The sequence below is a fragment of the Streptomyces sp. NPDC050610 genome, from assembly GCF_040654875.1.
In the GTDB taxonomy this organism is placed as follows: Bacteria; Actinomycetota; Actinomycetes; order Streptomycetales; family Streptomycetaceae; genus Streptomyces.
Map to the genome: position 1 here is coordinate 107,659 of NZ_JBFAIV010000008.1, position 23,052 is coordinate 130,710.

18 protein-coding genes and 1 tRNA gene are annotated in these 23,052 nt (G+C 72.0%); 13 read left to right on the forward strand and 6 right to left on the reverse strand.

Annotated features, from left to right (window positions below; genetic code table 11):
* The first annotated feature begins 21 nt into the window (after positions 1-21).
* From AB0I22_RS12725 to AB0I22_RS12750, 6 genes are all read left to right on the forward strand, one after another.
* Positions 22-732 (forward strand): phosphonatase-like hydrolase, encoded by a 711-nt coding sequence (locus tag AB0I22_RS12725; protein WP_363130902.1) that lies wholly within the window; start codon positions 22-24, stop codon positions 730-732.
* Positions 729-1,823, forward strand: coding sequence for an ABC transporter ATP-binding protein (locus AB0I22_RS12730; protein WP_363130745.1), 1,095 nt, complete (start codon positions 729-731; stop codon positions 1,821-1,823). The genes AB0I22_RS12725 and AB0I22_RS12730 overlap by 4 nt, the downstream gene beginning before the upstream one ends.
* Positions 1,816-2,754, forward strand: a complete 939-nt coding sequence (locus AB0I22_RS12735; RefSeq protein ID WP_363130746.1) for a 2-aminoethylphosphonate ABC transporter permease subunit — start codon at positions 1,816-1,818, stop codon at positions 2,752-2,754. The genes AB0I22_RS12730 and AB0I22_RS12735 overlap by 8 nt, the downstream gene beginning before the upstream one ends.
* Positions 2,741-3,538, forward strand: a complete 798-nt coding sequence (locus AB0I22_RS12740) for an ABC transporter permease subunit (RefSeq protein ID WP_363130747.1) — start codon at positions 2,741-2,743, stop codon at positions 3,536-3,538. Before AB0I22_RS12735 ends, AB0I22_RS12740 begins: the two co-directional genes overlap by 14 nt.
* Positions 3,539-3,616: 78 nt before the next feature.
* On the forward strand, positions 3,617-4,681 hold the full coding sequence (locus tag AB0I22_RS12745; RefSeq protein ID WP_363130748.1) for a 2-aminoethylphosphonate ABC transporter substrate-binding protein: 1,065 nt from the start codon (positions 3,617-3,619) through the stop codon (positions 4,679-4,681).
* Between the two features lie 359 nt (positions 4,682-5,040).
* The gene (locus AB0I22_RS12750) at positions 5,041-6,879 is read left to right on the forward strand and encodes a hypothetical protein (RefSeq protein WP_363130749.1); all 1,839 of its coding nucleotides are present in this window, start codon (positions 5,041-5,043) and stop codon (positions 6,877-6,879) included.
* Positions 6,880-7,033: 154 nt separating this feature from the next.
* Here the strand turns inward: AB0I22_RS12750 and AB0I22_RS12755 are convergent, their stop codons facing one another.
* Positions 7,034-7,813, reverse strand: coding sequence for an HAD-IIA family hydrolase (locus AB0I22_RS12755; protein WP_363130750.1), 780 nt, complete (start codon positions 7,811-7,813; stop codon positions 7,034-7,036).
* A 221-nt stretch (positions 7,814-8,034) separates the two neighbouring features.
* On the opposite strand from AB0I22_RS12755, the gene AB0I22_RS12760 reads away from it, so the two are divergent.
* The 3 genes from AB0I22_RS12760 to AB0I22_RS12770 all read left to right on the forward strand — a co-directional run bounded on the left by AB0I22_RS12760 (position 8,035) and on the right by AB0I22_RS12770 (position 10,837).
* Positions 8,035-8,607 carry an LPXTG cell wall anchor domain-containing protein gene (locus AB0I22_RS12760; protein WP_363130751.1) on the forward strand — a complete coding sequence of 191 codons (573 nt, stop codon included), beginning with the start codon at positions 8,035-8,037 and terminating at the stop codon, positions 8,605-8,607.
* A gap of 20 nt (positions 8,608-8,627) precedes the next feature.
* Positions 8,628-9,305 (forward strand): class F sortase, encoded by a 678-nt coding sequence (locus tag AB0I22_RS12765; RefSeq protein ID WP_363130752.1) that lies wholly within the window; start codon positions 8,628-8,630, stop codon positions 9,303-9,305.
* A gap of 506 nt (positions 9,306-9,811) precedes the next feature.
* Positions 9,812-10,837 carry a glycoside hydrolase family 6 protein gene (locus AB0I22_RS12770; protein ID WP_363130753.1) on the forward strand — a complete coding sequence of 342 codons (1,026 nt, stop codon included), beginning with the start codon at positions 9,812-9,814 and terminating at the stop codon, positions 10,835-10,837.
* 134 nt (positions 10,838-10,971) lie between these two features.
* Here the strand turns inward: AB0I22_RS12770 and AB0I22_RS12775 are convergent, their stop codons facing one another.
* The 5 genes from AB0I22_RS12775 to AB0I22_RS12795 all read right to left on the reverse strand — a co-directional run bounded on the left by AB0I22_RS12775 (position 10,972) and on the right by AB0I22_RS12795 (position 17,722).
* Positions 10,972-12,378 carry an FtsW/RodA/SpoVE family cell cycle protein gene (locus AB0I22_RS12775; protein ID WP_363130754.1) on the reverse strand — a complete coding sequence of 469 codons (1,407 nt, stop codon included), beginning with the start codon at positions 12,376-12,378 and terminating at the stop codon, positions 10,972-10,974.
* Positions 12,379-12,741: 363 nt separating this feature from the next.
* Positions 12,742-14,697 carry a kelch motif-containing protein gene (locus AB0I22_RS12780; protein ID WP_363130755.1) on the reverse strand — a complete coding sequence of 652 codons (1,956 nt, stop codon included), beginning with the start codon at positions 14,695-14,697 and terminating at the stop codon, positions 12,742-12,744.
* Positions 14,694-16,598: a cellulose synthase catalytic subunit gene (locus tag AB0I22_RS12785; protein WP_363130756.1), complete on the reverse strand. Its 1,905-nt coding sequence runs from the start codon at positions 16,596-16,598 to the stop codon at positions 14,694-14,696. The genes AB0I22_RS12780 and AB0I22_RS12785 overlap by 4 nt, the downstream gene beginning before the upstream one ends.
* A gap of 276 nt (positions 16,599-16,874) precedes the next feature.
* Positions 16,875-17,561 carry a FadR/GntR family transcriptional regulator gene (locus tag AB0I22_RS12790; protein ID WP_363130757.1) on the reverse strand — a complete coding sequence of 229 codons (687 nt, stop codon included), beginning with the start codon at positions 17,559-17,561 and terminating at the stop codon, positions 16,875-16,877.
* Between the two features lie 87 nt (positions 17,562-17,648).
* Positions 17,649-17,722, reverse strand: a tRNA-Lys gene (locus AB0I22_RS12795).
* Between the two features lie 285 nt (positions 17,723-18,007).
* Between AB0I22_RS12795 and AB0I22_RS12800 the strand changes: the two genes are divergently transcribed.
* From AB0I22_RS12800 to AB0I22_RS12815, 4 genes are all read left to right on the forward strand, one after another.
* A complete protein-coding gene (locus AB0I22_RS12800) occupies positions 18,008-19,375 on the forward strand; it encodes a peptidoglycan-binding protein (protein ID WP_363130758.1) in 1,368 nt (455 codons plus the stop codon).
* Positions 19,372-21,342, forward strand: a complete 1,971-nt coding sequence (locus AB0I22_RS12805; RefSeq protein WP_363130759.1) for an SPFH domain-containing protein — start codon at positions 19,372-19,374, stop codon at positions 21,340-21,342. The genes AB0I22_RS12800 and AB0I22_RS12805 overlap by 4 nt, the downstream gene beginning before the upstream one ends.
* A gap of 68 nt (positions 21,343-21,410) precedes the next feature.
* The gene (locus AB0I22_RS12810; RefSeq protein ID WP_363130760.1) at positions 21,411-22,544 is read left to right on the forward strand and encodes a C40 family peptidase; all 1,134 of its coding nucleotides are present in this window, start codon (positions 21,411-21,413) and stop codon (positions 22,542-22,544) included.
* Between the two features lie 43 nt (positions 22,545-22,587).
* On the forward strand, positions 22,588-23,022 hold the full coding sequence (locus AB0I22_RS12815; protein WP_363130761.1) for an SsgA family sporulation/cell division regulator: 435 nt from the start codon (positions 22,588-22,590) through the stop codon (positions 23,020-23,022).
* Positions 23,023-23,052 lie beyond the last annotated feature (30 nt).

Genomic DNA, 23,052 nt, shown 5'->3' on the forward strand with positions numbered 1-23,052 from the left:
GCGCCCGACGCCGGGCAGGACATCCAGCTCGTCGTGCTCGACATGGCGGGCACGACGGTCGCCGACGGCGGCCTCGTCGAGCAGTCCTTCGACGCCGCCGCCCGCAGCCTCGGCGTCGAGCCCGGCTCGGCCGACCACGCCGCGAAGCTCGACTACGTACGCGCCACCATGGGCGAGTCCAAGATCTCCGTCTTCCGCCACCTCTTCGGCGACGAGGAGCGGGCCCAGCGCGCCAACGCCGAATTCGAGGCCACGTACGGGAAGTTGGTGGCCGAGGGCAGGTGCGCGCCGATCCCCGGCGCGCGGGAGGCCATCGAGCGGCTCAAGGCCGACGGCCGCAGGGTCGTCCTGACCACCGGGTTCGCCCGCGTCACCCAGGACGCCATCCTCGACGCGCTGGGCTGGCGGGACCTGGTCGAGCTCACCCTCTGCCCGGCCGACGCGGGCGGCCGCGGCCGCCCGTACCCGGACATGGTGCTCGCCGCGCTGCTGCGCACCGGCGGGGCCGACGGGGTGCGGCGGATCGCGGTGGCGGGCGACACCTCGTACGACATGATCGCCGGGCGCCGCTCGGGCGCGAGTGTCGTCGCGGGCGTCCGTACCGGCGCGCACGGCGCCGACGCGCTGTGGGGGTCCGGGGCGACGCACGTCCTGGACTCCGTGGCCGAACTGCCGGCGCTGCTGGCGGGGACGGCCGTGCGGGCGTCCGAGTCCCCGGAGACGCGGACGTGACGACGTCGACCAGGACCGGCGGGGCGGTTGCCGCCCCGCCGGGCGGCGGGATCGCCTTCGAGGGCGTGTCCGTCGCGTACGGCGAGAACGTCGTGCTCGACGGCCTCGACCTCACCGTCGAGCCGGGCGAGGTGCTGGCCCTGCTCGGTCCGTCCGGCTCCGGCAAGACCACCGCGCTGCGGGCCGTCGCCGGCTTCGTGCGGCCGGTCTCGGGGCGGGTGCTGATCGGCGGCCGCGACGTCACCGCGCTGCCGCCGTACCGGCGCGGCGTCGGGATGGTCGTCCAGCAGTACGCGCTCTTCCCGCACCTGCGGGTCGACGCCAATGTGGCCTTCGGCCTGAAGGCGCGGAAGGCCCCGCGCGGCGAGATAGCGGGCCGGGTCGCCGAGGCGCTGGAGATGACCGGCATGGCCGGCTACGCCAGGCGCTACCCGCGCGAGCTCTCCGGCGGCCAGCAGCAGCGCGTCGCCATCGCGCGGGCGCTGGCGACGCGGCCCGGGGTGCTGCTCCTCGACGAACCGCTCTCCGCGCTCGACGCGCGGCTGCGCTCCGGGATGCTCGCCGAACTCGCCCGGCTGCACCGCGAGTTGCCCGACGTCACCATCCTGTACGTCACCCACGACCAGGTCGAGGCGTTGACGCTGGCCGACCGCATCGCGGTCATGGACCGGGCCCGGCTCCAGGACTGCGGCACCCCGCAGGACCTCTACCGCCGCCCGCGCACCGAGTTCACCGCCTCCTTCGTCGGCAACTCCAACCTGCTGCCCGTCACGGTCCGTTCCGGCGGCGTCGCCTTCGCGGGCACGGCGCTCACGGTCGACACGGGCGACGTGGCCGAGGGCGCGACGGCCACCCTGTGCGTACGGCCGCACCTCGTCGGCCTCGGCCCGGGCCCGAACACCCTGCGCGGCCGGATCGCCGAGGTCCAGTGGCGCGGCTCGACGCACCGCCTGTACGTCGACGTCGCGGGCCACCGCGTCATGGCGGACCTGCGGGAACTGCGCGAGACCCCGGCGCTCGGCGACGAGGTCGCCCTGCACTTCGCGGCCGACGACGCGGTGCTGCTGCCGGCGGGGACGTCCCATGGCTAGCCCGTACCGCTCCGAGCCGGCGGCCGTGGCCCACGGCCCCCGGCCCGTACCCGGTGAACAGCGCCGCACGGCACGTCGGCGCACCGTGCCCGCCTGGGCCTACGCCCTTCCCCCGGTGGCCGCCCTCGGCCTCGTGTTCCTCTATCCGCTGGCGCTGGTCGGATGGCAGTCCGTGTCGCCGGACGGCGGCGGGCACTCCGTCGCGGCGTACGGGGACGTCCTCGGACAGGCCTCGTTCCGGGACGCGCTGTGGAACACGGTCGTGATCGCCGTCGGCGCCACCGCCGGCTGCCTGGTGCTCGGGTTCGCGCTGGCGCTCGTCATCGCCTTCGTGCCGTTCCCCGGAGCCAAGGCCGTCGGCCGGTTCATCGACATCTTCCTCGCCTTCCCCTCCTTCCTCATCACCCTCGCCCTCCTCTTCATCTACGGCAGCGCCGGCATGGCCAACGGTCTGTGGACGGACGCGACCGGCGCGGCGAGCGGCCCCTTCGACTTCCTGCACACCCCCTACGGCGTGCTGCTCACGGAGATCACCTACTTCACGCCGTTCGTGATGCGGCCGCTGCTCGCCGCCTTCTCCCAGGTGGAGACGGGACAGCTGGAGGCCGCGGCCTCGCTCGGCGCGCGGCCCGCGCGCATCGTGCGGCAGGTGATCCTGCCCGAGGCGCTGCCCTCCCTCGCGGCGGGCGGCAGCCTGGTCCTCGTCATGTGCCTCAACGAATTCGGCATCGTGCTCTTCACCGGCGCCAAGGACGTCACGACCCTGCCCGTGCTCGTCTACAGCAAGGCCATCCTCGACGGCGACTACACCGGGGCGTGCGTCGTCGCGGTCGTCAGCATCGCGCTGTCGGCGGCGCTGTACGGCCTGTACCGCGTCCTCGTCGCCCGTACCGTGACCGCCGCCGGAGGCGCTCGTCATGCTCGTGCATAGCCGCGCCGCCCGCTGGGCGGTATGGGCCGGGTTCCTCGCCCTCTTCCTGCCGGTCTTCGCGCTGCCGTTCCTGGTGATCCTGGCCGCGTCCTTCTCGACCTCGTGGAGCGGCGCCTTCCCGTCCGGCGCGACCCTGACGCACTATCAGGACATCGCCCGAGGCGACTCGTCGGGCGCCCTGCTCGCCAGCCTCGCCACCGCCTTCGCGGCCGGAATCCTCGCCATGGCCGCGGGGACCTGGGCCGCGCTCGCCGCCGACGCGCTGCGCAGGCGCGGGCGGCGCGTCATCGACGCGCTGTTCATGCTGCCGGTCGCCGTGCCGTCCGTGGTCGTCGGCCTGTCGCTGCTGGTCGCCTTCTCCCAGCCGCCGATCCTCCTCAACGGCACCCGGCAGATCGTGATCGCCGCCCACGCGGTCCTGGTCACCGCCTTCGCCTACCAGTCCGTCAGCGCCGCCGTCGCCCGCCTCGACCCGGCGTACGAGCAGAGCGCCGCCAGCCTCGGAGCGCGGCCCTGGTACGTACTGCTGCGCGTCAAACTCCCCCTCCTGCTGCCCTCCCTCACGGCGGCGGCCGGGCTGTGCTTCGCCCTGTCCATGGGCGAGTTGAGCGCCACGATGATGCTCTACCCGCCGGACTGGCTGCCCCTCCCCGTCAAGATCTTCGGGGCTACGGACCGGGGCTCGCTCTTCGCCGGCGCCGCCCTCGCCGTGGTGCTGATGGCGACGACGCTGCTCGTCCTGCTCGCCGTCGGCCGCATCCGCACCCGCGCCTCGTACCGGTAGGCCGCCGGCCGGTCACCGGCGAGGCCCGTCTTTTTCCCGTCACCCTCCCATCACCCTCCACCAGGAGTACGACACGTCATGCGCAGCTACCTCAAGCCGATCGCCGCCGCCGCCGGGGCCCTGGCCCTCGGCGTCACCGCCACCGCCTGCGGCGGGGCCTCCACCGCGGACGGCAAGGCCAAGGAAGTCACCGTCTACAGCGCGGACGGGCTGAAGTCCGAGAAGGGCGACGGGTTCTACGACAAGGTCTTCAAGGACTTCGAGCGGCGGACCGGCATCAAGGTCAACTACGTCGAGGGCGGCTCCGGGGAGATGGTGCAGCGGCTGACCCGCGAGAAGTCCAACACCAAGGCGGACGTCGTCGTGACCCTGCCGCCCTTCATCCAGCAGGCGGCCGGCAAGGGGCTGCTGACCCCGTACAAGCCGCGGGGGTCGGACAAGGTCGCGGCCGGGAGCAAGGACGCCGACGGCGCCTGGACGTCCGTCGTCGACAACTACCTCTGCTTCATCTACAACAGCAAGGAGCTGAAGCGGCCCCCGAAGAGCTGGGAGGACCTGCTGGACGGCAGGTTCAAGGGCAGGCTCCAGTACTCCACGCCGGGCGTCGCGGGCGACGGCACGGCCGTACTCGTCAAGGCCATGCACGACTTCGGCGGCAAGGACGCCGCCATGAGCTATCTGAAGAAGCTCCAGGCCAACAACGTCGGCCCGTCCTCGTCCACCGGGCAGCTCGCGCCCAAGACCGACAAGGGCGAACTGCTCGTCGCCAACGGCGATGTGCAGATGAACTACGCCAACATGAAGTCCATGCCCCACCAGGGCATCTTCTTCCCCGCCGCGTCCTCCACCGGCAAGCCCACCACCTTCGCCCTGCCCTACGCGGCCGGGCTCGTCAAGGGCGCCCCGCACACCGCCAACGCCCGGAAGTTCCTCGACTACCTGCTCAGCGATGACGTGCAGCGCGAGGTCTCCGCGACCGGCGGCGGCTTCGCGGCCCGTACGGACATCAAGTCCGACGACAAGAACGCGACGGCCCTCGCCCAGATCATGAAGGGCGTCGAGGTCTTCCAGCCGGACTGGGCGGACATCGACGCGAACCTCCGGTCGTACGTCGAGGACTGGAAGGCGGCGACGGCGAGCTGACCGGACCCCCGCCCCGCCCCGCGGCCGGGCGTCTCATGCGCGTGCGACAGCTCGCGAGGCCGTGTCGGGTGTGCGGCCGTAGCGCTGCTCGGGGGGCGTGCACTATCGTCCGGCTGCTCCCGGCTGCTCCCGGCTGCTCCCGGCTGCTCCCGGCTGCTCCCGGCTGCTCCCGGCTGCCCCCGGCATGACGGGATGGCTGACGGGACCGGACGACCGGCCGGACCGAATGACTGACAGGACCGGATGACCGGCAGGGCACCGAAGGCTGCCCTCGACTGTGCCCGTGGGCTCTTGCCGTATGGCACGAGTGTTCGGGATCATCACGCCGTCCACCCGGAATGACGGCAAGGATGGCAGCGATGCGCCCGCACGACGAACGTCCGCGTACTTCTGCCGCGGGCACGCGGGTCGAAGCCCGGCCGGCGGCCCGGACCGCCGACCGCCCGGCCGGGGCCGGGGCGGGGTCCGCGGCCCGCCTCAGGGCGTTGCAGTCCGCCGCCGGGAACCGCGCGGTCGTGCAGACGCTCAGCACGGTACGGCCGGCCCGTACCGAGCCGGCCGCGCCCGCGGACCAGATCGAGCTCGCGGACCTGTCCGGGCGTACGGAGCCCGCCGAGCGTACGGACCGCGCCGAGAACGCACCCGCACCGCCGCCGGCGGCGGCTGGCCAGGGCACCCAGGCGCCCGCCGCCGCTGCCGCGCCCGGACCTACGGCGGCCGCCGCCGAGGCCGCGGCCGAACCCCACGGCGCGCGCAAGTGGGTCAAGAAGCTGCTGTCGAAGCCGTCCGAGAAGCTCGAAACCGTCAAGAAGCTCCTCGACCCCATCGACTTCGGCTCCAGCCGCGTCGTCTCACCCGTCGTGTCGGGCAAGTGGGCCGAGGCGGCCAAGGACTCGGACAAGGCGGCGACCGCGCGGGCGGTCGAGGGGACGCTCGCCACCGACGTCATGGGCGCGGCGGTCGACTCGGTGGCCACGGCCCGCGACACGAGCGGGGCCCTGAAGGCGCAGGGCGGGCTGAACGAGCTCAAGGAGAAGAAGGGCGTCGACTGGCGCTCCCTGCGCCGTGACCGGAACAGCAAGGGCGGCGACGCCGTCCAGGACATCGGCACCACCGTCAGCGACGGCATCGGGATGGCCAAGGGCGGCCTGAAGGTCGCCGGGAACGTCGCTCCGTCGGCGCTCGGCGAGACCGCCGGCGCCCTGACGATCGTCATCTCGATCAGCAAGGTCGTCCGGGACATCCGCTCCGTGGTGCGCACCCACCGTATGAAGCGGAACCTCGCCGGGGTGAACGCGCCGCCCGCGAAGTACGAGGGGACGATCGAGAACAAGCTGCTGCGCAAGGACATCGACCGGGCCCGCGCGGCCATGTCGGCGCCCCGTGCCGAACTGGCCGAGCGGCAGTCCCGCCCGACCTCGTCGTCCCGGCCGGATGGCGGCCCGGAGAACGCGGCGGCCATGCGCCGCCTGGAGGCGGAGGTCGCCGCGCTGACCGCCCAGATCGAGCAGCTGGAGGCGGAGGCGGCGGAGAAGGCGCCCGCCTACGAGGAGTCGGCGGAGCGGATCGCGGAGGTCGGCGCGTACGCGGTCAAGAAGCGCGGGCGCCGCCGCGTGAAGAAGGGCGTGTCGGCCACCGGCAACCTTGTCAAGGTCGCGGGCGCGGGGGTGAGCATCGCGGTCTTCGCCGGGGCCGTCGCCGTGTCGTCGCCGGTCGGCTGGGGGCTGGCCGCCGCCGCGGCCCTGCTGCTCGGCGGCCTCGCCCTCTACAAGGCGTGGAAGTCGGTCCGCAAGCGGTACAAGATCATCATGGCGGAGCAGGAGGCGGCCGCGAAGGCGGGCGAGGACGCCCACGAGGAGGGCGCCGAGCACGCCGAGGGCGCCCCCGCCGTGCCGGGCGTGGACCCCGCCGCCGTGGAGTCGGCCACCCAGCTGACCCCCGCGCAGGCGATGGGCAAGGCTCTCGCCTTCTGGAAGTCCGTCGGGCCGGGCAAGCGGCAGCGGATGGCGGGCGAGCTGTACGACCTGGCCAACGGCAGCGACAACGAGGTGCGCACGACGGCACGGGAGCTGCTGAAGCAGCTCAACATGGGCCCGGACAGCCTGCGCATGAGCGCCGGCGACTGGGAGGTCGACCTCAAGGACCCGGAGCAGAAGGAGAAGTGGACGAAGCTGATCGAGAACCGGCTGGCTTCCTGACGCGCGACGGGCGCGGCCCCTTTACGGGAACCGCGCCCACCGTCCCGGCAACGGAGACCGGGCCCACCGCCCTCGTAAGGGAACCGCGCCCACCGCCCTCGTAAGGGAACCGCGTACGGGAACTGAACCCGCCGTCCGCTCAGATGAGGTCCGCTCAGATGAGATCCACCAGGTCCGCGATCGAGTCCACGACGCGGGTCGGCCGGTACGGGTAGCGGTCGATGTCGTCCTTGCCGGTCAACCCGGTGAGCACGAGGAACGTCTCCATCCCCGCCTCCAGGCCCGCCAGCACGTCCGTGTCCATCCGGTCGCCGATCATCGCGCTGGTCTCGGAGTGCGCGCCGATGGTGTTGAGGCCGGTCCGCATCATCAGGGGGTTCGGCTTGCCGACGAAGTACGGCTCCTTGCCCGTCGCCTTGGTGATCAGCGCGGCCACGGAGCCCGTGGCGGGCAGCGCGCCCTCCGGGGAGGGCCCGGTGTTGTCGGGGTTGGTCGCGATGAAACGGGCCCCGTCGTTGATGAGCCGGATGGCCTTGGTGAGCGACTCGAAGGAATAGGTCCGGGTCTCGCCCAGAATGACGAAATCGGGGTCCGCGTCGCTCAGCACATAACCGGCGTCGTGCAGCGCGGTGGTCAGCCCCGCCTCGCCGATCACATAGGCCGTGCCGCCGGGGTGCTGGTTGTCCAGGAATTTGGCGGTGGCCAGCGCCGAGGTCCAGATGTTCTCGACCGGCACGTCCAGCCCGATCCGGTTCAGCCGCGCGTGCAGGTCGCGGGCCGTGTAGATCGAATTGTTGGTGAGCACGAGAAACGGCCTGCCGGAGTCGCGCAGCTTCTTGATGAAGGCATCCGCGCCGGGCACCGGAACGCCCTCGTGCATCAGCACGCCGTCCATGTCGGTCAGCCACGATTCAATGGGCTTGCGCTCTGTCATGGGTGAGAACTCCTGCCATACGCGGAATCATGGGATGGCCATCCTATTCATTCGCGCCGACGCGGTGACTTCGTCGCGCTTTCCCCCATTTTACGGAGCACCGCCGCCGGCTCCGGCCCTGCCCGAATCGCTGTTTCGTCACCTGATGGAGTAATACGGACACGGAGCGGATGCGCGCGGCGGCCCCAAGGTGAACCTTCGAAAGCACCAGGAGGTTCGCCATGGGTTCTGTCCGCGGCACTGTCCGCCTCTCGCTCTGCGGCGCGTTCGCCGTCGCCGCCCTCGCCGTCTCCCCCCTCAGCGCCCAAGCCCAGGACCAGGCCGATCCGTACGCGGGCGACGAGACGCCGGGCGCCGTGCGGATCGACCCGCTCACCGGCGCCCCCGGCGGCGAGGTCGCGCTGCGCGTCTCCGGCTGCCGGGCCGACAAGGCGGTGGCCAAGTCGGAGGCGTTCGTCGCCGACGTCAAGCTGGCGAAGGACGCCGACGGGCTCTTCGGCGAGGCCGCCATCCGCTCCTCGGTCAGCGTCGGCGAGTACGCCGTCACCGTCGCCTGCGCCGGTGAGGAGGAGACGGTCCAGGGGAACCTCACCGTGACGGCCGAGGGCTCCTCGGCCCCCGCCTCCTCGCCCGTCGCGCCCGTACCGGCCGGCGGCGGCGGCACCGCGCCCCGGATCGAGGACACGGGCGGCCCCGAGCCGTACGGACTCGTCCTCGCGGGCGGCGCCGCGCTGGTGCTCGGCGGGCTGTTCCTGCACCGCCGCCGGCGCCGCGGCGCGCCGACGGACCGCTGAGCGGGACGGGGCCGCGGAAGATGGAGCACGCGCGCAGCAGCGGCTACGGCCGCATGGTGATCGGAGTGGTCTGGGCGGCGCTGCTGCTGGGCCTGTGGCTGTGGGGGCGGGAGATCACCGAGGGGCGGGGCAGCGCGACACCGACGACCGGCGACGTGGCCGCCGTCGGCCGCCCCGCGAGTCACCCGCTGCCCCCGGCGCACGGCCCGCTGCCGGATGCCCGGCCGCGGCGCGTCTCCATCGAGTCGCTGGGCGTACGGGCCCCCGTCGTCGCCCGCGGACTGGACGCGCGCGGCGCGGTGGACCCGCCCCCGTACGAGCGGGCCGGCGAGGTCGCCTGGTACCGCGGCGGACCGCGGCCCGGCGGCGCGGGCGCGGCCGTCCTCGTCGGCCACCTCGACACCAGGACCGCGCCCGCCGTCTTCCACCGGCTCGGCGGCGTCAAGCCGGGCGCGCTGATCGAGGTGGCCCGCTCGGACGGCTCCGTCGCCGAGTTCACGGTCGAGGACGTCTCCGTCTTCGCGAAGCACCACTTCGACGCCGGAAAGGTCTACGGGCCGCGCGCCGGGCACCGCGCCGAGCTGCGCGTCATCACCTGCGGCGGCGCGTACGACCGGACCCGCCACGCCTACTCCGCCAACGTCGTGGTCTCCGCCTACCTCACCGGGGAGCGCCTCGCGCCCGCGTCCGGCGCCTGACCCGGGGCCCGCCGGAACGTCCGGAACGCTGCGCCGAACGGGTGGGCGTCGGGCGTGCCGCCGCCTATCGGGCCGGGGCAGTGGCCCGCTCCCCCCGGAGCCGCCGACCCGGCCCGACCTCGACCGCGGGAGCCAGGACTGCGGGAGTGGTCCGGCGCGACCGCGGGAGGTTCGGCGCGGCCGGGGGCCGGGGCCACGGCGACGACTTTAGAACGTCAGCTCCTCCGTCACTAGGGCTAGTTGACGCCAAGTTGCGCGGCGGACACGGAGTGCTGACGGTGCGGACGCGGCGTCGCGCGGGCGGTCGGGCGGCCCGCGGAAGAGCGCGGACGTGCCGGCGTTCGAACATTTCCGGTGGTGGCGGACGCCCGTAGCAGGTCCCTCAATGGCCGTAACAGCTTCTCGACACGGGTCGGCTGCCGGGGCCCCCGTGTCAGGATTGGCGGGACCGGATTTGTCCCGCTGAGGGCCTGGGCCATTCCAGGAGTGCAGCCAAGGGGGAGTGGATGTACGGCAGTCGCACCGGGCACAGGTACCGAGCCGGAATCAGCACGGCGGGGGCGGCGGCGGGGGTGCTGCTGCTGATCGCCGCCTGCTCGTCCGCCTCCGACAAGCCCGACAAGAGCGAAGGCCCCGCCCAGCGGCCGAAGTCCACGGCCCCCTACTGGGTCAACCCGGACAGCACGGCCGCCAAGGAAGCGGCGAAGCTGCGCGCGGACGGCAAGAAGAACGACGCCGCGCTGATCGACAAGATCGCCGCCCAGCCCGTCGCGGAGTGGATCGGCATCGACGACCCGGAGGGCCAGACCCGCGGCTTCACCGAGGCCGCGGCGAAGGCCGGCCGCGAGGCGCTGCTCGTCCTCTACAACATCCCGCACCGCGACTGCGGCCAGTACTCCCAGGGCGGCGCTGCCGACGGCAACGCCTACCGGGCCTGGCTGGACAAGGCGCTGCGCGGCATCGGGGACCGCCGCGCCACCGTGGTCCTGGAGCCGGACGCGCTGCCGCACATCGGGGACGGCTGCACCCCGGAGCAGTTCCACGAGGAGCGGTTCGCGCTGCTCAAGGAGGCCGTGGACAAGGTCAAGGCGCTGCCCAACACCAAGGTCTACCTGGACGCGGGCAACCCGAACTGGGTCACGCCCCCGGACCGCATGGTCGACCCGCTCAAGCGCGCGGGCATGGCCGCCGCCGACGGCTTCGCCCTGAACATCTCCAACTTCCAGACCACCGAGGCGAACAAGGAGTACGGCGACAAGCTGTCCGGGATGCTCGGCGGCAAGCACTACGTCATCGACACCAGCCGCAACGGCAACGGCCCGCTCGCCGGCGCCGACCACGAGAAGACCTGGTGCAACCCGTCCGGGCGCGCCCTCGGCGAACCGCCGACCGTCAAGACCGGCGACCCGCGCGTGGACGCCTATCTGTGGATCAAACGGCCCGGCGAATCCGACGGCACCTGCAAGGGCGGCCCCGGCGCGGGCACGTGGTGGCAGAAGTACGCGCTCGAACTGGCCCGCAACGCGCACTGAGCCGACCGGGCGCGAGGGCCGCCGTCCGGGCCGAGGCTCCTCGGCGGCCCGTCGCGCGACGGCCCTCAAGCCCCGTCGCGCGACGGCCCCAAGCGTTGCGCAATGCTCCCCGGTGCCCTGTCTCGCGACGGCCCTTAGCGCCGTATCAGCTGCGTCGACTGCTCGTCGAGTTCCGCCGCCGGCTCCGGGGCCGGTCTGCGCGCCGAGTCGCTGATTTTCAACAGCAGGGCGATGAGGACCCAGTTGGCGACCTGGGACGAGCCGCCCTGGGCGAGGAAGGGCAGGGCCTTGCCGGTGAGCGGGATCAGCCCGGTGACGCCGCCGGACACCACGAAGACCTGGAGCGCCAGCGCGCTGGCGAGCCCCGCGGCGAGGAGCTTGCCGAACGAGTCGCGGGCGTCCAGCGCGGCCCGCAGCCCGCGCTCCACCAGCAGCGCGTACAGCAGGAAGACCGCGGTCATGCCCGCGAGGCCGAGCTCCTCGCCGACGCTGGTGAGGATGAAGTCGCTGCGCGCGGCGAACCCGATGAGGTCGGGGCGGCCGGAGCCGAGCCCGGTGCCCAGGATGCCGCCGCTGCCGAAGCCGAACAGGGCCTTGGCGAGCTGGTCGGAGCCGGCGCCGGGGTCCTTGAGGGCCTCGAAGGGGTGCAGCCAGGCCGAGATGCGGCCGTGCACGTGCGGTTCCATGGCGCCCACCACGGTCGCGCCGACGGCGAACATCAGCAGGCCGGTCACCACCCAGCTGGTGCGCTCGGTGGCGATGTACAGCATGATCACGAACAGCCCGAAGAAGATCAGCGAGGTGCCGAGGTCCCGTTCGAAGATCAGCACCATCAGGCTCAGCAACCACACGGCGGCTATCGGGCCGAACTGCCGCCCGCGCGGCAGCGAGAAGCCCAGCACCCGCCGGCTGGCCAGCGCGAGGGCGTCCTTGTGCTGGGTCAGATAGCCGGCGAAGAACACGGCTATGACGATCCTGACGAACTCGCCGGGCTGGAACGACAGCGACCCCAGCGTGATCCACCGCTTCGCGCCGAGCGTGTCCGCGCCGAAGAACATCGGGGCGATCAGCATCACCAGGGCGACCGTGATGCTGATGTAGGTGTACCGCTGGAGGTGGCGGTGGTCCTTGAGGAAGATCAGCACGGCGGCGCAGACGGCGATGCCTATGGCGCCCCACATCAGCTGGGTCGGCGCCACCGTCACCGCCCGCTTGGGGGAGCTGAGGGCGAACGCGAGGTCGAGCCGGTGGATCAGGACCAGCCCCAGGCCGCTCAGCACGACGGCGATCGGCAGGATCAGCGGATCGGCGTACGGCGCGAATCTTCGCACCGCCCAGTGCGCCCCCATGGCCATCGCCGTCATCCCCAAGGCGTACGCGGGCAGCTCGGCCGGCACCTTCCCCTCCGTGGCCAGACCCACCGACGCGTAGCCGAACAGCGTCAGCAGCACCGCCAGGGCCAGCATCATCAGTTCCGCCCGCCGGCCGCGGCCCTCCTCGGGCCGTGCCCCGCGGGACGAACCCCTTCTGCCTGCGCCCATCCCCATGCTCCTCAGTCAAATGTCGGTCTCATAGCGGCCGCCAACGGCGGACCCGGCTCCTGGTGACACGGCACGAGTCCGCCCGTTCGTCTAGAGACTCGGGACGTCACGCAAGGTTGCGTAAAGATGCAACCGCCGAGGAGAGATTAGTCATGCGCGGGGAGCGGCCCGACCGTGCACCCCCTGTGCGGCGACTGTGCGGGGCCTGTGTACGTACGGACCCCGGTGCCGCCGGCCCGTACGAGCCCTGCCGCGGCCGAGGGCGGCGGCAACGCGGAGAGCGCCGGCGGCCAGGCCGGCGCTCTCTTCTCAAGGGTTCCCCGCCGCGTCCCGGCCGGCGGCGCACCGGCCGGGCGCCGCGCCTCACGGACCGGCGGCCTCCGGGACCTTCAGCCACACCGCCTTCGAGGGCGTGCCCTGGTCGTCGACCACGTTGAGCATGTACCAGCCGGGCGGCACCAGCGAGGGGTCCTTGGGCAGGGTGACCGTGACGCTGTCGGCGGTCTTGGTGTAGTCGAGGGCGATCGAGCGCTGCTCGATGTTGGTCACGTGCGTGAAGGAGCCCGGCCGGATCAGGCGGGCCTTGCGGACCGTCGCCGCGTGGCTGGTTTTGAAGGTGGCCTTGCCGCCGAGCTTCACCGTGGGCGGCCGTCCGCCGGTGTCCTTCAGGTCGGGGCGCGAGTCGTTGTAGAGGTACGGCGGGGTGTAGAGGTCGATCTGCTGCTGGAACTTCCCGGGCTTGGTGTTGTCCTTGTCGCCGTAGAGGGAGTCGGAGCCGAAGGTCATGACCCGGCCGTCGGGCAGCAGCAGCGCGCCCGAGTGGTAGTTGCGGCCGACCAGCGGGTCGGCGACGGAGTGCTTCTCGTTGGCCTTCGGGTCGTAGATCTCGGCCTTGAGGACGTTGGACTCGCTGCGGCCCCGGTAGTCGCCGGAGCCGTTGGTGGTCAGCACGGTGTCGTCGGGCAGGATCACGCTGCTGGGGTAGCGGGCCTTCGCGTACAGGTCCGGGCCGTCCTTGAAGCGCGGGTCCTTCGCGTGCAGGTCCACGATGCGGGTCTTGGCGGTCGACTTCTCGTCCTCGCCGACCCCGCCGCCGCCGAGCACCATGTACCGCTGGGCCTGGGCGGGCGGCAGCAGCACCGACATGGAGGTCTCCAGCGCGTCCGGGTCGCTCATGCCGGGCACGGCCTTGAAGGCGTTGGACTTGAGGTCCCAGATGCCGGGGGTGCGGCCCTGGTCGGCCGGTCCGTAGCCGGCGTTGGAGCCGGTGTAGAAGATCTTGCCCTGGTCGGTGAGGAAGAGCGCGGGGTAGGTCGGGAAGAACCGCTGCTTGGGCAGGTACGTCCACTTCTTGGTCTTCGGGTCGTAGATCTCGTTCTTGCCCGGGACGACCTGGCCGATCTCGTCGAGGCCGGAGACCGAGAGCACCTTCCCGTCCTGGAGGGTGGTCAGCGTCGGGTACCAGCGCGCCTCGTTCATCGGGTCGACCGTGAGGTAGCGCTCGGAGACCGGGTCGAACTCGTAGCTGTCCTTGATCCCCTGGAAGTCCTTCTTGTCGAAGGACAGCTTGTTGGCGATGCCGTAGAGGTTACGGGCGTCCGCGCCGGTCAGGCCCTTGATCGCGTAGTTGTCCGTGAGCCCGGTCTCGTGCTCGGGCCCTTTCTCCAGGGCCTCCACATAGACGCGCGCCGTGCTGGCCGTGACGGTGACCTTGCCGGTCTTCGGGTCCGTGGCCTTCTTCGCGCGGGGGACCAGCAGGTTGTCCTTGGACTCGAAGGACTTGCCGGTCGCCTTGCCCGTGAAGACCGTGCCCGCCGGGAAGGTCTTCGGCTTGTCCGGGTCCTCGTTGTGGACGATCATCAGGCCGCCGGCGCGGGTGACGTCGCCGCCCAGCTTCTCGTAGCGCTGGGTGCCGCCCGCGACCAGCAGCTTGCCGTCCGGGAGCTGGGTGTGGCCGGCGCAGAAGAGGTCCTTCGGGGTCGGGATGTTCTTGAAGGTGTTCTTCTCGGGGTCCCACAGGACCGTGCGGAAGGACTTGGCCTTGAAGTTGGCCGCGTTGTTGCCGGAGCCCGCGACGAGCAGCACCTTGCCGGTGTGCAGCAGGGCCGCGTGAATGGTGTTGATCTTGTATTCCTTCGGCACGTCGACCACGTTCCAGTGGCCGTTCGCCGCCTTGTACTCCGGCTGGTTGATCTTGTAGTCGTGGTACTTCTCGGAGGCGAAACCCCAGATCGCCGGCCCGTTCAGCCCGGCCAGCACGAGGACCGCCGCCCCGCCGATGGCTATCCGGCGGGTGCGGCGGCTCGGACGGTACTTCACCGGTCGGCACCCCCAAGGGCGAGCTGGGCGGTCTCGTTCTGCGGGTCGCCGCGGCCGGGCCGCTTGCGCCTGCCCCCGCTCTTGCCCTTGCCCTTGCGCAGCGTCCACGCCCAGGCCAGGATCGGCGCCACCGTGATCAGCAGCGCCAGCGTGGCCCAGGTCCGCATCGCCACGTGCGTATGGCCGAGCAGGAACGAGGCCACCAGGGAGCCGCCGAAGACCAGCACGAAGAAGAGGTGTACCCGGAAGGTGCCGAAGAGCGTGTCGGGGCTGGCCGAGTCGCCCTTGGGGGTCACCACGAACGTGCTCTTGCGCCGCAGCACCGCGTCCATCAGCGAACGGGCGTAGATCGGCGCGGAGAGCGCCGACATCACCATGCCGGCCAGGCCGCCCGAGCCCTCGGGCTCGTGGGGCGAGACGTTGTGGCGGCGGTTCCAGATGTAGAGCCCGATCTGGAGGGCGGCGGCGTCGCTGTAGAGCATCATCCAGACCTCGGAGTTGATCTGGATGCCCGAGGCGCCCATCCCCAGGAAGAGTGCGCAACTGAGGCCGCCCAGAATCCAGTTGACGGCCGTCATCGGGTAGTAGATGACCATCAGCGTGTAGTTGAGCAGCTTGCCGGGCGACAGGGTGAACGGGCCCTTCCAGAACTGCTTGAGGATCGTCTCGTACGTGCCGCGCGACCAGCGCAGCTGCTGGGTGAAGAAGTCCGTCCACGCGTTCGGCCCCTCGCCGACGGCGAGCACGTCCGGCGTGTAGACCGAGCGCCACTTGCGGCCGGTGCCCGGGTTGCGGTGCCGGTGCAGCTCGAAGCCGGTGGCCATGTCCTCGGTGATCGAGTCGTAGAGGCCGCCGATGCCCTTGAGGGCGCTGATGCGCACGGCGTTGTTGGTGCCGACGAACATGGGCGCGCCGTAGCGGTTGCCCGCCCGCTGGATCAGGGCGTGGAAGAGGAACTGCTGGCTCTCGGCGGCCTTCGTGACGGCCGCCTCGTAGTTGCCGTAGACCTGCGGCCCGACGACGAAGGCGATGTCGGGGTCGCGGAAGTAGCCCAGCATCCGCTCCAGGAAGTTCGGCAGCGGCACGTGGTCGGTGTCGACGGAGGCGAAGAAGTCGTAGTCGTCGCCGTGCGCGTCGAGCCAGGCGTTGTAGTTGCCGTGCTTGGTCTTCGCGCGGTGCGGGCCCTTGGGCCGGTTCCACTTCTCGACGCCCTTGCGGGAGAAATGGTGCACGCCGAGCCGCCGGCAGACCTCCTTGACCTCGGGGTCGTCGCCCTCGTCGAGCAGCCATACGTGCAACAGCCCCCGGTGGCGCAGGAGTACGGCAGCCTCCAGGGTCTTCGTCACCATCTCGATCGGCTCCTTGCCGGGCACGAACGAGGTGAGGAAGGCGACCTTGGTGCCGGTCTCGGGCACCACCGGGATCGGGTCGCGGGCCACCAGCGTCGCGTGCGCGTTGGAGGTGACGTTCATGGTGCGGAACAGCTCGATCAGCCCGATCGACACCAGCATCACGGTGTCGAGGACCTTCATGGACGTGGTCGCGTGGTCCCGGTCGGTCCAGTGCGCGGGCTGCATCAGCCACAGCAGCAGGGCGAGCGAGACGATGGGGGCGCCGCCGAGCAGCAGCGCCGCGCGTATCCGGTGCGGCTCGTCCGCGAGCAGACTGCGGTAGCGGACCCGGTACGGGCGGCCCGGGTCGGGCTTGGTCAGCGGCCCCGCGAGACGGCTGTAGTGCTCGTAGTCGTAGCGCGACGGAGGCCGGCGGCGGAGCGCCGGGAGCCGGTTGGAACCGGTGTGGTGCGGGTCCTGGTGCTGGCGCGGCAGGCGCAGTCGGGTCGTCGTGGACGGGTCGTATGCATGTTGGTCATCGTGCCGGGCGCCGGTAGGCGTCGACGTCATGAGTCATCCCCCCGCACGCATGCTGGCTGCGTGTCAGTTGCCGAGCCCTGTGGGTCCCCCTCGACCGCGCGGGCTCGTCCGTGTCGGCCGCCACCTGGGCACGACGCGTGACGACCGTCTCCCGGCGGCCCCTTCCGCCGCCGGAATCCCCCCTGTGCGAATCCACCGAGATTCCCCAACTCGGTTGGCGCGCAGCGCTATTGGACCCCTGGGGTCCATGACGCCAGGCAAGGGTCCCCGACCCCGCCACATGATCGCAAGGGTGATACGAGGTGTTTACCGGGCAAAGCGGTGCGCTGAACCAAGTCGTGTACGGATGTTGCCAAAGTGGTCACGAATGGCCGCTTCCGCTCGTACGGCGTCACCCGAGCGCACCGCCGCGAGGATCTCCCTGTGCTGCGCGCAGGTGACCGCGGGGTCCGCGTGCGGCTCGGCCAGATCCGTGCGCACCCGGTGGAAGGCGACCCAGAACGCCTCCAGGACCTCGCTCAGCAAGGGGTTGTCCAGGCCGCGGTGGAGGGTCGCGTGGAAGGCGCGGTCGGTCTCCGCCCGTACGGTCCCGGCGGCGGCCTCCTCCTCCATCCGGGCCACCAGCGCGTCGAGTTCGGCGAGATCGGCCGCCGGCACCCGGCCCGCCAGCCGCGCTATCAGGCCGGTCTCCACGGCCTCGCGCAGTTCGAGGAGCTGGAGCAGGTCGTCCTCGCCCCGGTAGTGCCCGGCGACGGTGCGGAAGATCAGGCCCTCGACCATCGGGGCCATGGACATGGGTCCCACATAGGTGCCGAAGCCGTGCCGGATCTCGACGATCCCCATCGCCTGAAGGGCCTTCTGCGCCTCGCGCACCGAGTTGCGGCTCACGCCGAGCAGCTCCATCAGCTCGGTCTCGGTGGGCAGCGGGGCGCCGGAGGGGAGCCGCTGGTCGATGATCAGCTTCTTGATGCGTTCCTGGATGTCGTTCGCCATCCCGCGACTGTGCACCGCTGCCTCCGATGTGAACAGAGATAAAGACCGAGGCCCCCTCGCCAATGGCGAGGGGGCCTCGGTCCTACGTGCGCCGCCAGGGACTCGAACCCCGGACCCGCTGATTAAGAGTCAGCTGCTCTAACCAACTGAGCTAGCGGCGCGCGCTGACGGGAAAACTCTACCGGATCTCCGGAGGTGCTCCGGACCATCCGGGAGCGGGCCGGCGCCGAATGGGCAGCGGAGTGAACAGAGCGTCGCGGTAAAGGGCCGAAAGTCCTTTGGTTTATGGACTTTGGACTGCACAACCTCCCGTTTTGCTCTGTGAAGATCATGTCTGTCGCGCAAGATCATCAGTTGCTCCGTCAACATGCGGTTTGTCCGGGTAGTTGAGAAGCTGTGCCGAGTGCACAGCGCGACGGGAACTTCACGGCCTGGAGGGGACTCGTATGTCGATGCCGGTGTTTGAGGAATTCGATCCCCCGGGCGATTGCGCTTGCGGGGGGTGCGTGCAGCGCCGCCGGGCCCTGCTGCACGCGGTGCCGGCCCGCGACGGCGGCCACCCGGCCGCGCACGGCGCCCGCCGGGCCGTCGTCCTCGTCGCGGCGGCGGGCACGGTGCTCGGCGGCGGCGCGGGCGCGGCGATAGCCGCCGGCCCCGCCCCGTCCGAGGTCAGTAGCACGGACGTACGAAACGGCGGGGCGCCGGACGCGCCCGCCGACGCCACCCCGCAGGGCCGGACCGGCGCGCTGTACGGCGCCGACAGCGAGGCGGCCGGCGGCCGGGGCCCGGTCATGGCGCTCGCCGTGGCCAACCGCACCACCACCCGCGACGCGATACTGAACCGCGCCCAGCACTGGGTGAATCAGCAGGTTCCGTACAGCATGAGCCACTACTGGTCCGACGGCTATCGGCAGGACTGCTCGGGATTCGTCTCGATGGCCTGGAATCTCGGCAGCAACCAGTGGACGGGCAGCCTGTCGCAGTTCGGCACCCGGATATCGAAGAGCCAGTTGCAGCCGGGCGACATACTCCTCTTCCACAATGCGGCCAATCCCGGAGCGGGTTCGCACGTCACCGTCTTCGGCGGCTGGGCGAATTCCGCGCAGACCCGGTACATCGCGTACGAGCAGACCCGCCCGCATACGCTCAAGCGCAGCACCCCCTATGCCTACTGGAACAACTCCAGCCGCTATGTCGCCTATCGCTACAACGGGGTAGTCGGCGGCGGCAGCGGAAACAGCGGCGGCTCCGCCGCCTTTCCCGGCGCCGGTTCCTTCGGCCCCGGCGCGTACAACTCCCACGTGACCCGGCTCGGCCAGCTGCTCGTGCAGCGCGGCGGCGGAAAGTTCTACTCCGAGGGGCCGGGGCCGCGCTGGTCGGAGGCGGACCGCCGGGCGACGCAGGCGTTCCAGAAGGCGCAGGGCTGGTCGGGCGGCGACGCCGACGGCATACCCGGCCGGGCGACCTGGGACTACCTGGTGAACGGCAAGGGCAAGAACATCGGCGGCTCCGGGGGGTCGGGCAACTCGGGCGGCAATCAGGGCGGCAATCAGGGCGGAAACGCCGGGAACCGGGCCCCCGCCTATCCGGGCGCGGCCAAGTTCCGCCCCGGCCAGTCCAACCCGTATGTCGCACAGCTCGGCAAACAGCTGGTCAAAAAGGGCTACGGCAAGCACTACTCACAGGGCCCCGGCCCCCGGTGGAGCGAGAGCGACCGCCGGAACGTCGAGGCATTCCAGCGGGCGCAGGGCTGGGGCGGCCGCGACGCCGACGGCTACCCCGGCCCCGAGACCTGGCGGCGGCTCTTCGCATGACGGAGCGGAAGATGAAGAAGGACAGCAGGGACAGTAAGGAGCCGGGGCCCTCAGCGGGCGCGGCGAAGCCACGCAAGCAGGGTGACCGGCACGAGCAGCACGAACAGCACGGCCGGCAGGGAGAGGACGGTGGTGCCGCCGGGCCGCAGGGGAGCGCGCACGGCGGACCTCACGCGGGCGCGCACAGCGGACACCACGGGGGCCCGCACGCCGGGCCGAACACCGGCCTGAGCGCCGGTCCGCACGCCGGCCCGCACGCAGGCCAGAGCACCGGCCCGCACGCAGGCCAGAGCACCGGCCCGTCCACCGGCACCCGGATGCGCGCCATCTGGCACGGCGAGGGCATCCCCATGGACATGCTCTTCCGCGACGACCGCGACGGACACGGGCACGGCCCCGCGCCCGTCGAGGAACGCGAGGCGCCCGGCCCGTTCCAGGCCGACCGGCCGGGGGCCCAAGTGGCCGTCATCGAGGGCGGCCGGGGCCCGGCCGTCGAGCCCGAGGAGGCCGGCGGCGAGACGGCGGGGGAGGGCGCGCGGACGCCCGAGGACGACACGACCGAGCAGCCGCTCATCCTCGTGCCGCTGATCGACCCCGACACCGGCAAGGAGTTCGTCTACCCGGCCGACCTCGCCGACCCGACCCCGGTCAGCCGCTCCGGCCCCGCGAGGACGCCCGCGTCCGGCTCCGCCAAGACGCCCCCGCCCGACGCCGCGTCGGACACGGCGTCCGCGCCCCCGGCCGCCCAGGTGCCCGCGCCCGCCCGCACGGAGGGCACCGCTCGTACGGAGGACACTGCCCGTACGGACGCCACCGCTCGTACAGAGGACAACGCCCGTACAGAGGACACCGCGACGGCCATCGCGGGCATCGCGGCGGCGACCGCCCTCGCCGACGCCGCGGGCCGCCCGGGCCCGCGCGACACCGCCCGTACGGACCACAGCGGCCGTACGGGCAGGGGCGGCCGGGACGTACGCGCCGACGGCGGGCCGGGCGCGTCCGGCGGCCGCAACCGGCGGCGGGCCGAGCCCCGGTCCGAGACCCGCGAGGCCCCCGAGGGCGACGCCGACCTCGTCGAGCGGCCCGGCCCCGCGCTCTCCGGCTGGTGGGCGATCTTCGTCGGACTGCTGGCCCTCGGCGGCTGCGGCTGGCTGCTGTGGCGCGCGGGCGTCCTGCCGGAAGCGGCCCTGAAGGCCGTCCGGCTGCCGGTCCGCGAGCGCACGGAGGTGCGGCCCTGGGAGTGGGCGGCCGTCGCGGCGGGCGGCGTGGTCGCGCTGCTGGCCTTCGGCGGACTGACCCGCGGCCGGGTGGGCTGCGCCTGGGTGCTGTCGCTCTTCGGCCGGTACCGGGGGAGCGTGCGGCGCACCGGACTGGTGTGGATCAGCCCGCTGGTGCTGCGCCGCCGGGTGGACGTGCGGCTGCGGCACTGGCGCAGCGAGCCCATGGTCGCCGTGGACGCCAAGGGCGTCGCGCTGCGCGTCGTGGTCCTGGTGGTGTGGCGGGTGCGCGACACGGCGCGGGCCACGCTCGCGGTCGACGACTACGCCGGCTATCTGAGCGAGCAGGTCGAGGCGGCCATGGCCCGCGTCCTGTCCCAGCTCCCGGCGGACGCCTTCCACGACGACGCGCCGACGCTGCGCGACGCGGAGGCCGTCGGCGACGCGCTGACCCAGGTCCTCTCCGACCAGGTCCGCTCCATCGGCGTGCAGGTCTTCTCGGCGCAGCCGACGCGCATCGAGTACGCGCCGGAGGTCGCGGCGGCGATGCAGCGCAGCCAGATCGCGGCCATCGACGCCAAGCACCGCGACTCGGTGCTGACCTCGGTGGTGGACGCGGTGGACGACACCGTCAGCAGGCTGACCGCGCGCGGGCTCGTGGAACTGGACGACTACGAACGCAAGGCGCTGGTCAAGGATCTGACCGTCGCCTTCTACACGGCGCGCGGCAGCTCGGCCGCCAAGCACTGAGCCCGGCACCGAGCTGACGCGCGAAGAGGCGGCCGCGGGCCGCGCCATCTGGAGAAAGGCGGGAAAGAGTGCGTACACCTGCATTCAGCGAGGAGATACCGACCGACTGCGCGTGCGCGTTCTGCACGGGCGCGGCGGTCGAGTCGGCACGGCGCAACGGCGGCACCCCGCAGCGGTGCACGGTGCGCGGCGCCATCGCCGCGGCGGTGGGGGCCGCGGCCCTGGTCGGCGCGGGAGCGGGCACGGCCGCGGCCGAACCGGCGCCGAGCCACGCGGGCTGGGACGGTTCCAAGTACTGGTACAAGGACGGCACCGGCTGGTGGCGCTGGACGAGCCACTACGACAAGTACAAGGCGCACGCGGGCGGTTCGTCGGCCTCTTCGGCTTCTTCGGGGGCCTCCTCCTCCGCCGGGCGCTCCACGGCCGGTCACTCCACCACCCCCACGTTCCGGGGCAAGGCCGGCTGGGACTCCACCGACCGCGTGTACTGGTACAAGAAGAGCGGCAGCTGGTGGTGGACGAGCCACCAGGACAGATACGAGCGGTACGCGGGCAGCTCGTCGGCTTCGTCGTCGTCCTCGTCCTCCTCCTCGTCGGCTTCTTCTTCCTCGGCGGGGCACTCCACGGCCGGCCACAACAGCAACCCCACGTTCCGGGGCCGGTCGGGCTGGGACTCCACGGACCGCGTGTACTGGTACCAGAGCAACGGCAGCTGGTGGTGGACGAGCCACCAGGACCGCTACGAGGCCCGTACCGGGAAGTCCGGCGGCTCGTCCTCACAGGGCTCCGACTCCAGCTCCGGGTCGCGCGGCGGTTCCGGTTCGGGGTCCACCTCCGGGCACGGCACGGAGGCCGCCATCTCGTACGCCATGGCGCAGCTCGGCGACCCCTACGTCTGGGGCGGCAACGGCCCGGACGCCTGGGACTGCTCCGGCCTCGTGCAGCAGGCGTACCGCCGGGCCGGCATCAGCGTGCCGCGCGTCGCCGACGACCAGTACCGCGCGTCCAAGAAGATCTCGCGCGGCGAACTGCGCCGCGGCGACCTCGTCTTCTGGTCGAGCGACGGCACGGTCTCGGGCATCCACCACGTGGCGATCTATCTGGGCGGCAGCCAGTACTTGGAGGCGCCCCGACCGGGGAAGACGGTCCGTATCTCGTCGTTCGCCTACTACAACCCCAACATGTACGGCCGCGTCGGCTGACGAGCGGTGTGGACCGGTTCTCCTCGACGAAAGGTTGCTCGCAGTGGCCACGACAGCGAACCGCACTCTGTTGCTGGAGCTCCTCCCCGGCCCCGAGGAGCCGGGCCGCCCGCCCGTCCCGGTCCTGGGCCGCTTCAGCTACCGGAGTGACCGCCCGTACGAGGTCGCCGTCGTCTTCTCCTGCCGGGGCGAGACGGTCGCGAGCTGGCTCTTCGCCCGCGAGCTGCTGCTGAGCGGCGCGCGGGGCCGGGTCGGCGAGGGCGATGTGTCGGTGTGGCCGGTCCACCGCCGGGGGCGCCCCGCGCGGGTGCACATCCAGCTCAGCACGGACGAGGGGCGCTGCGTGCTGGCGGTGCGCGCGGCGGACCTCGCCGACTGGACGGCCGCGACGAAGCGGCTGGTACGGCCGGGTACGGAGCACCGCCACCTGGATCTCGACGGAGAGGTGGCGCGGCTCCTGGCGGCGACCCGGCCGTGAGGGAGCCGGCTCCGCCGGAGCCGACCGGTT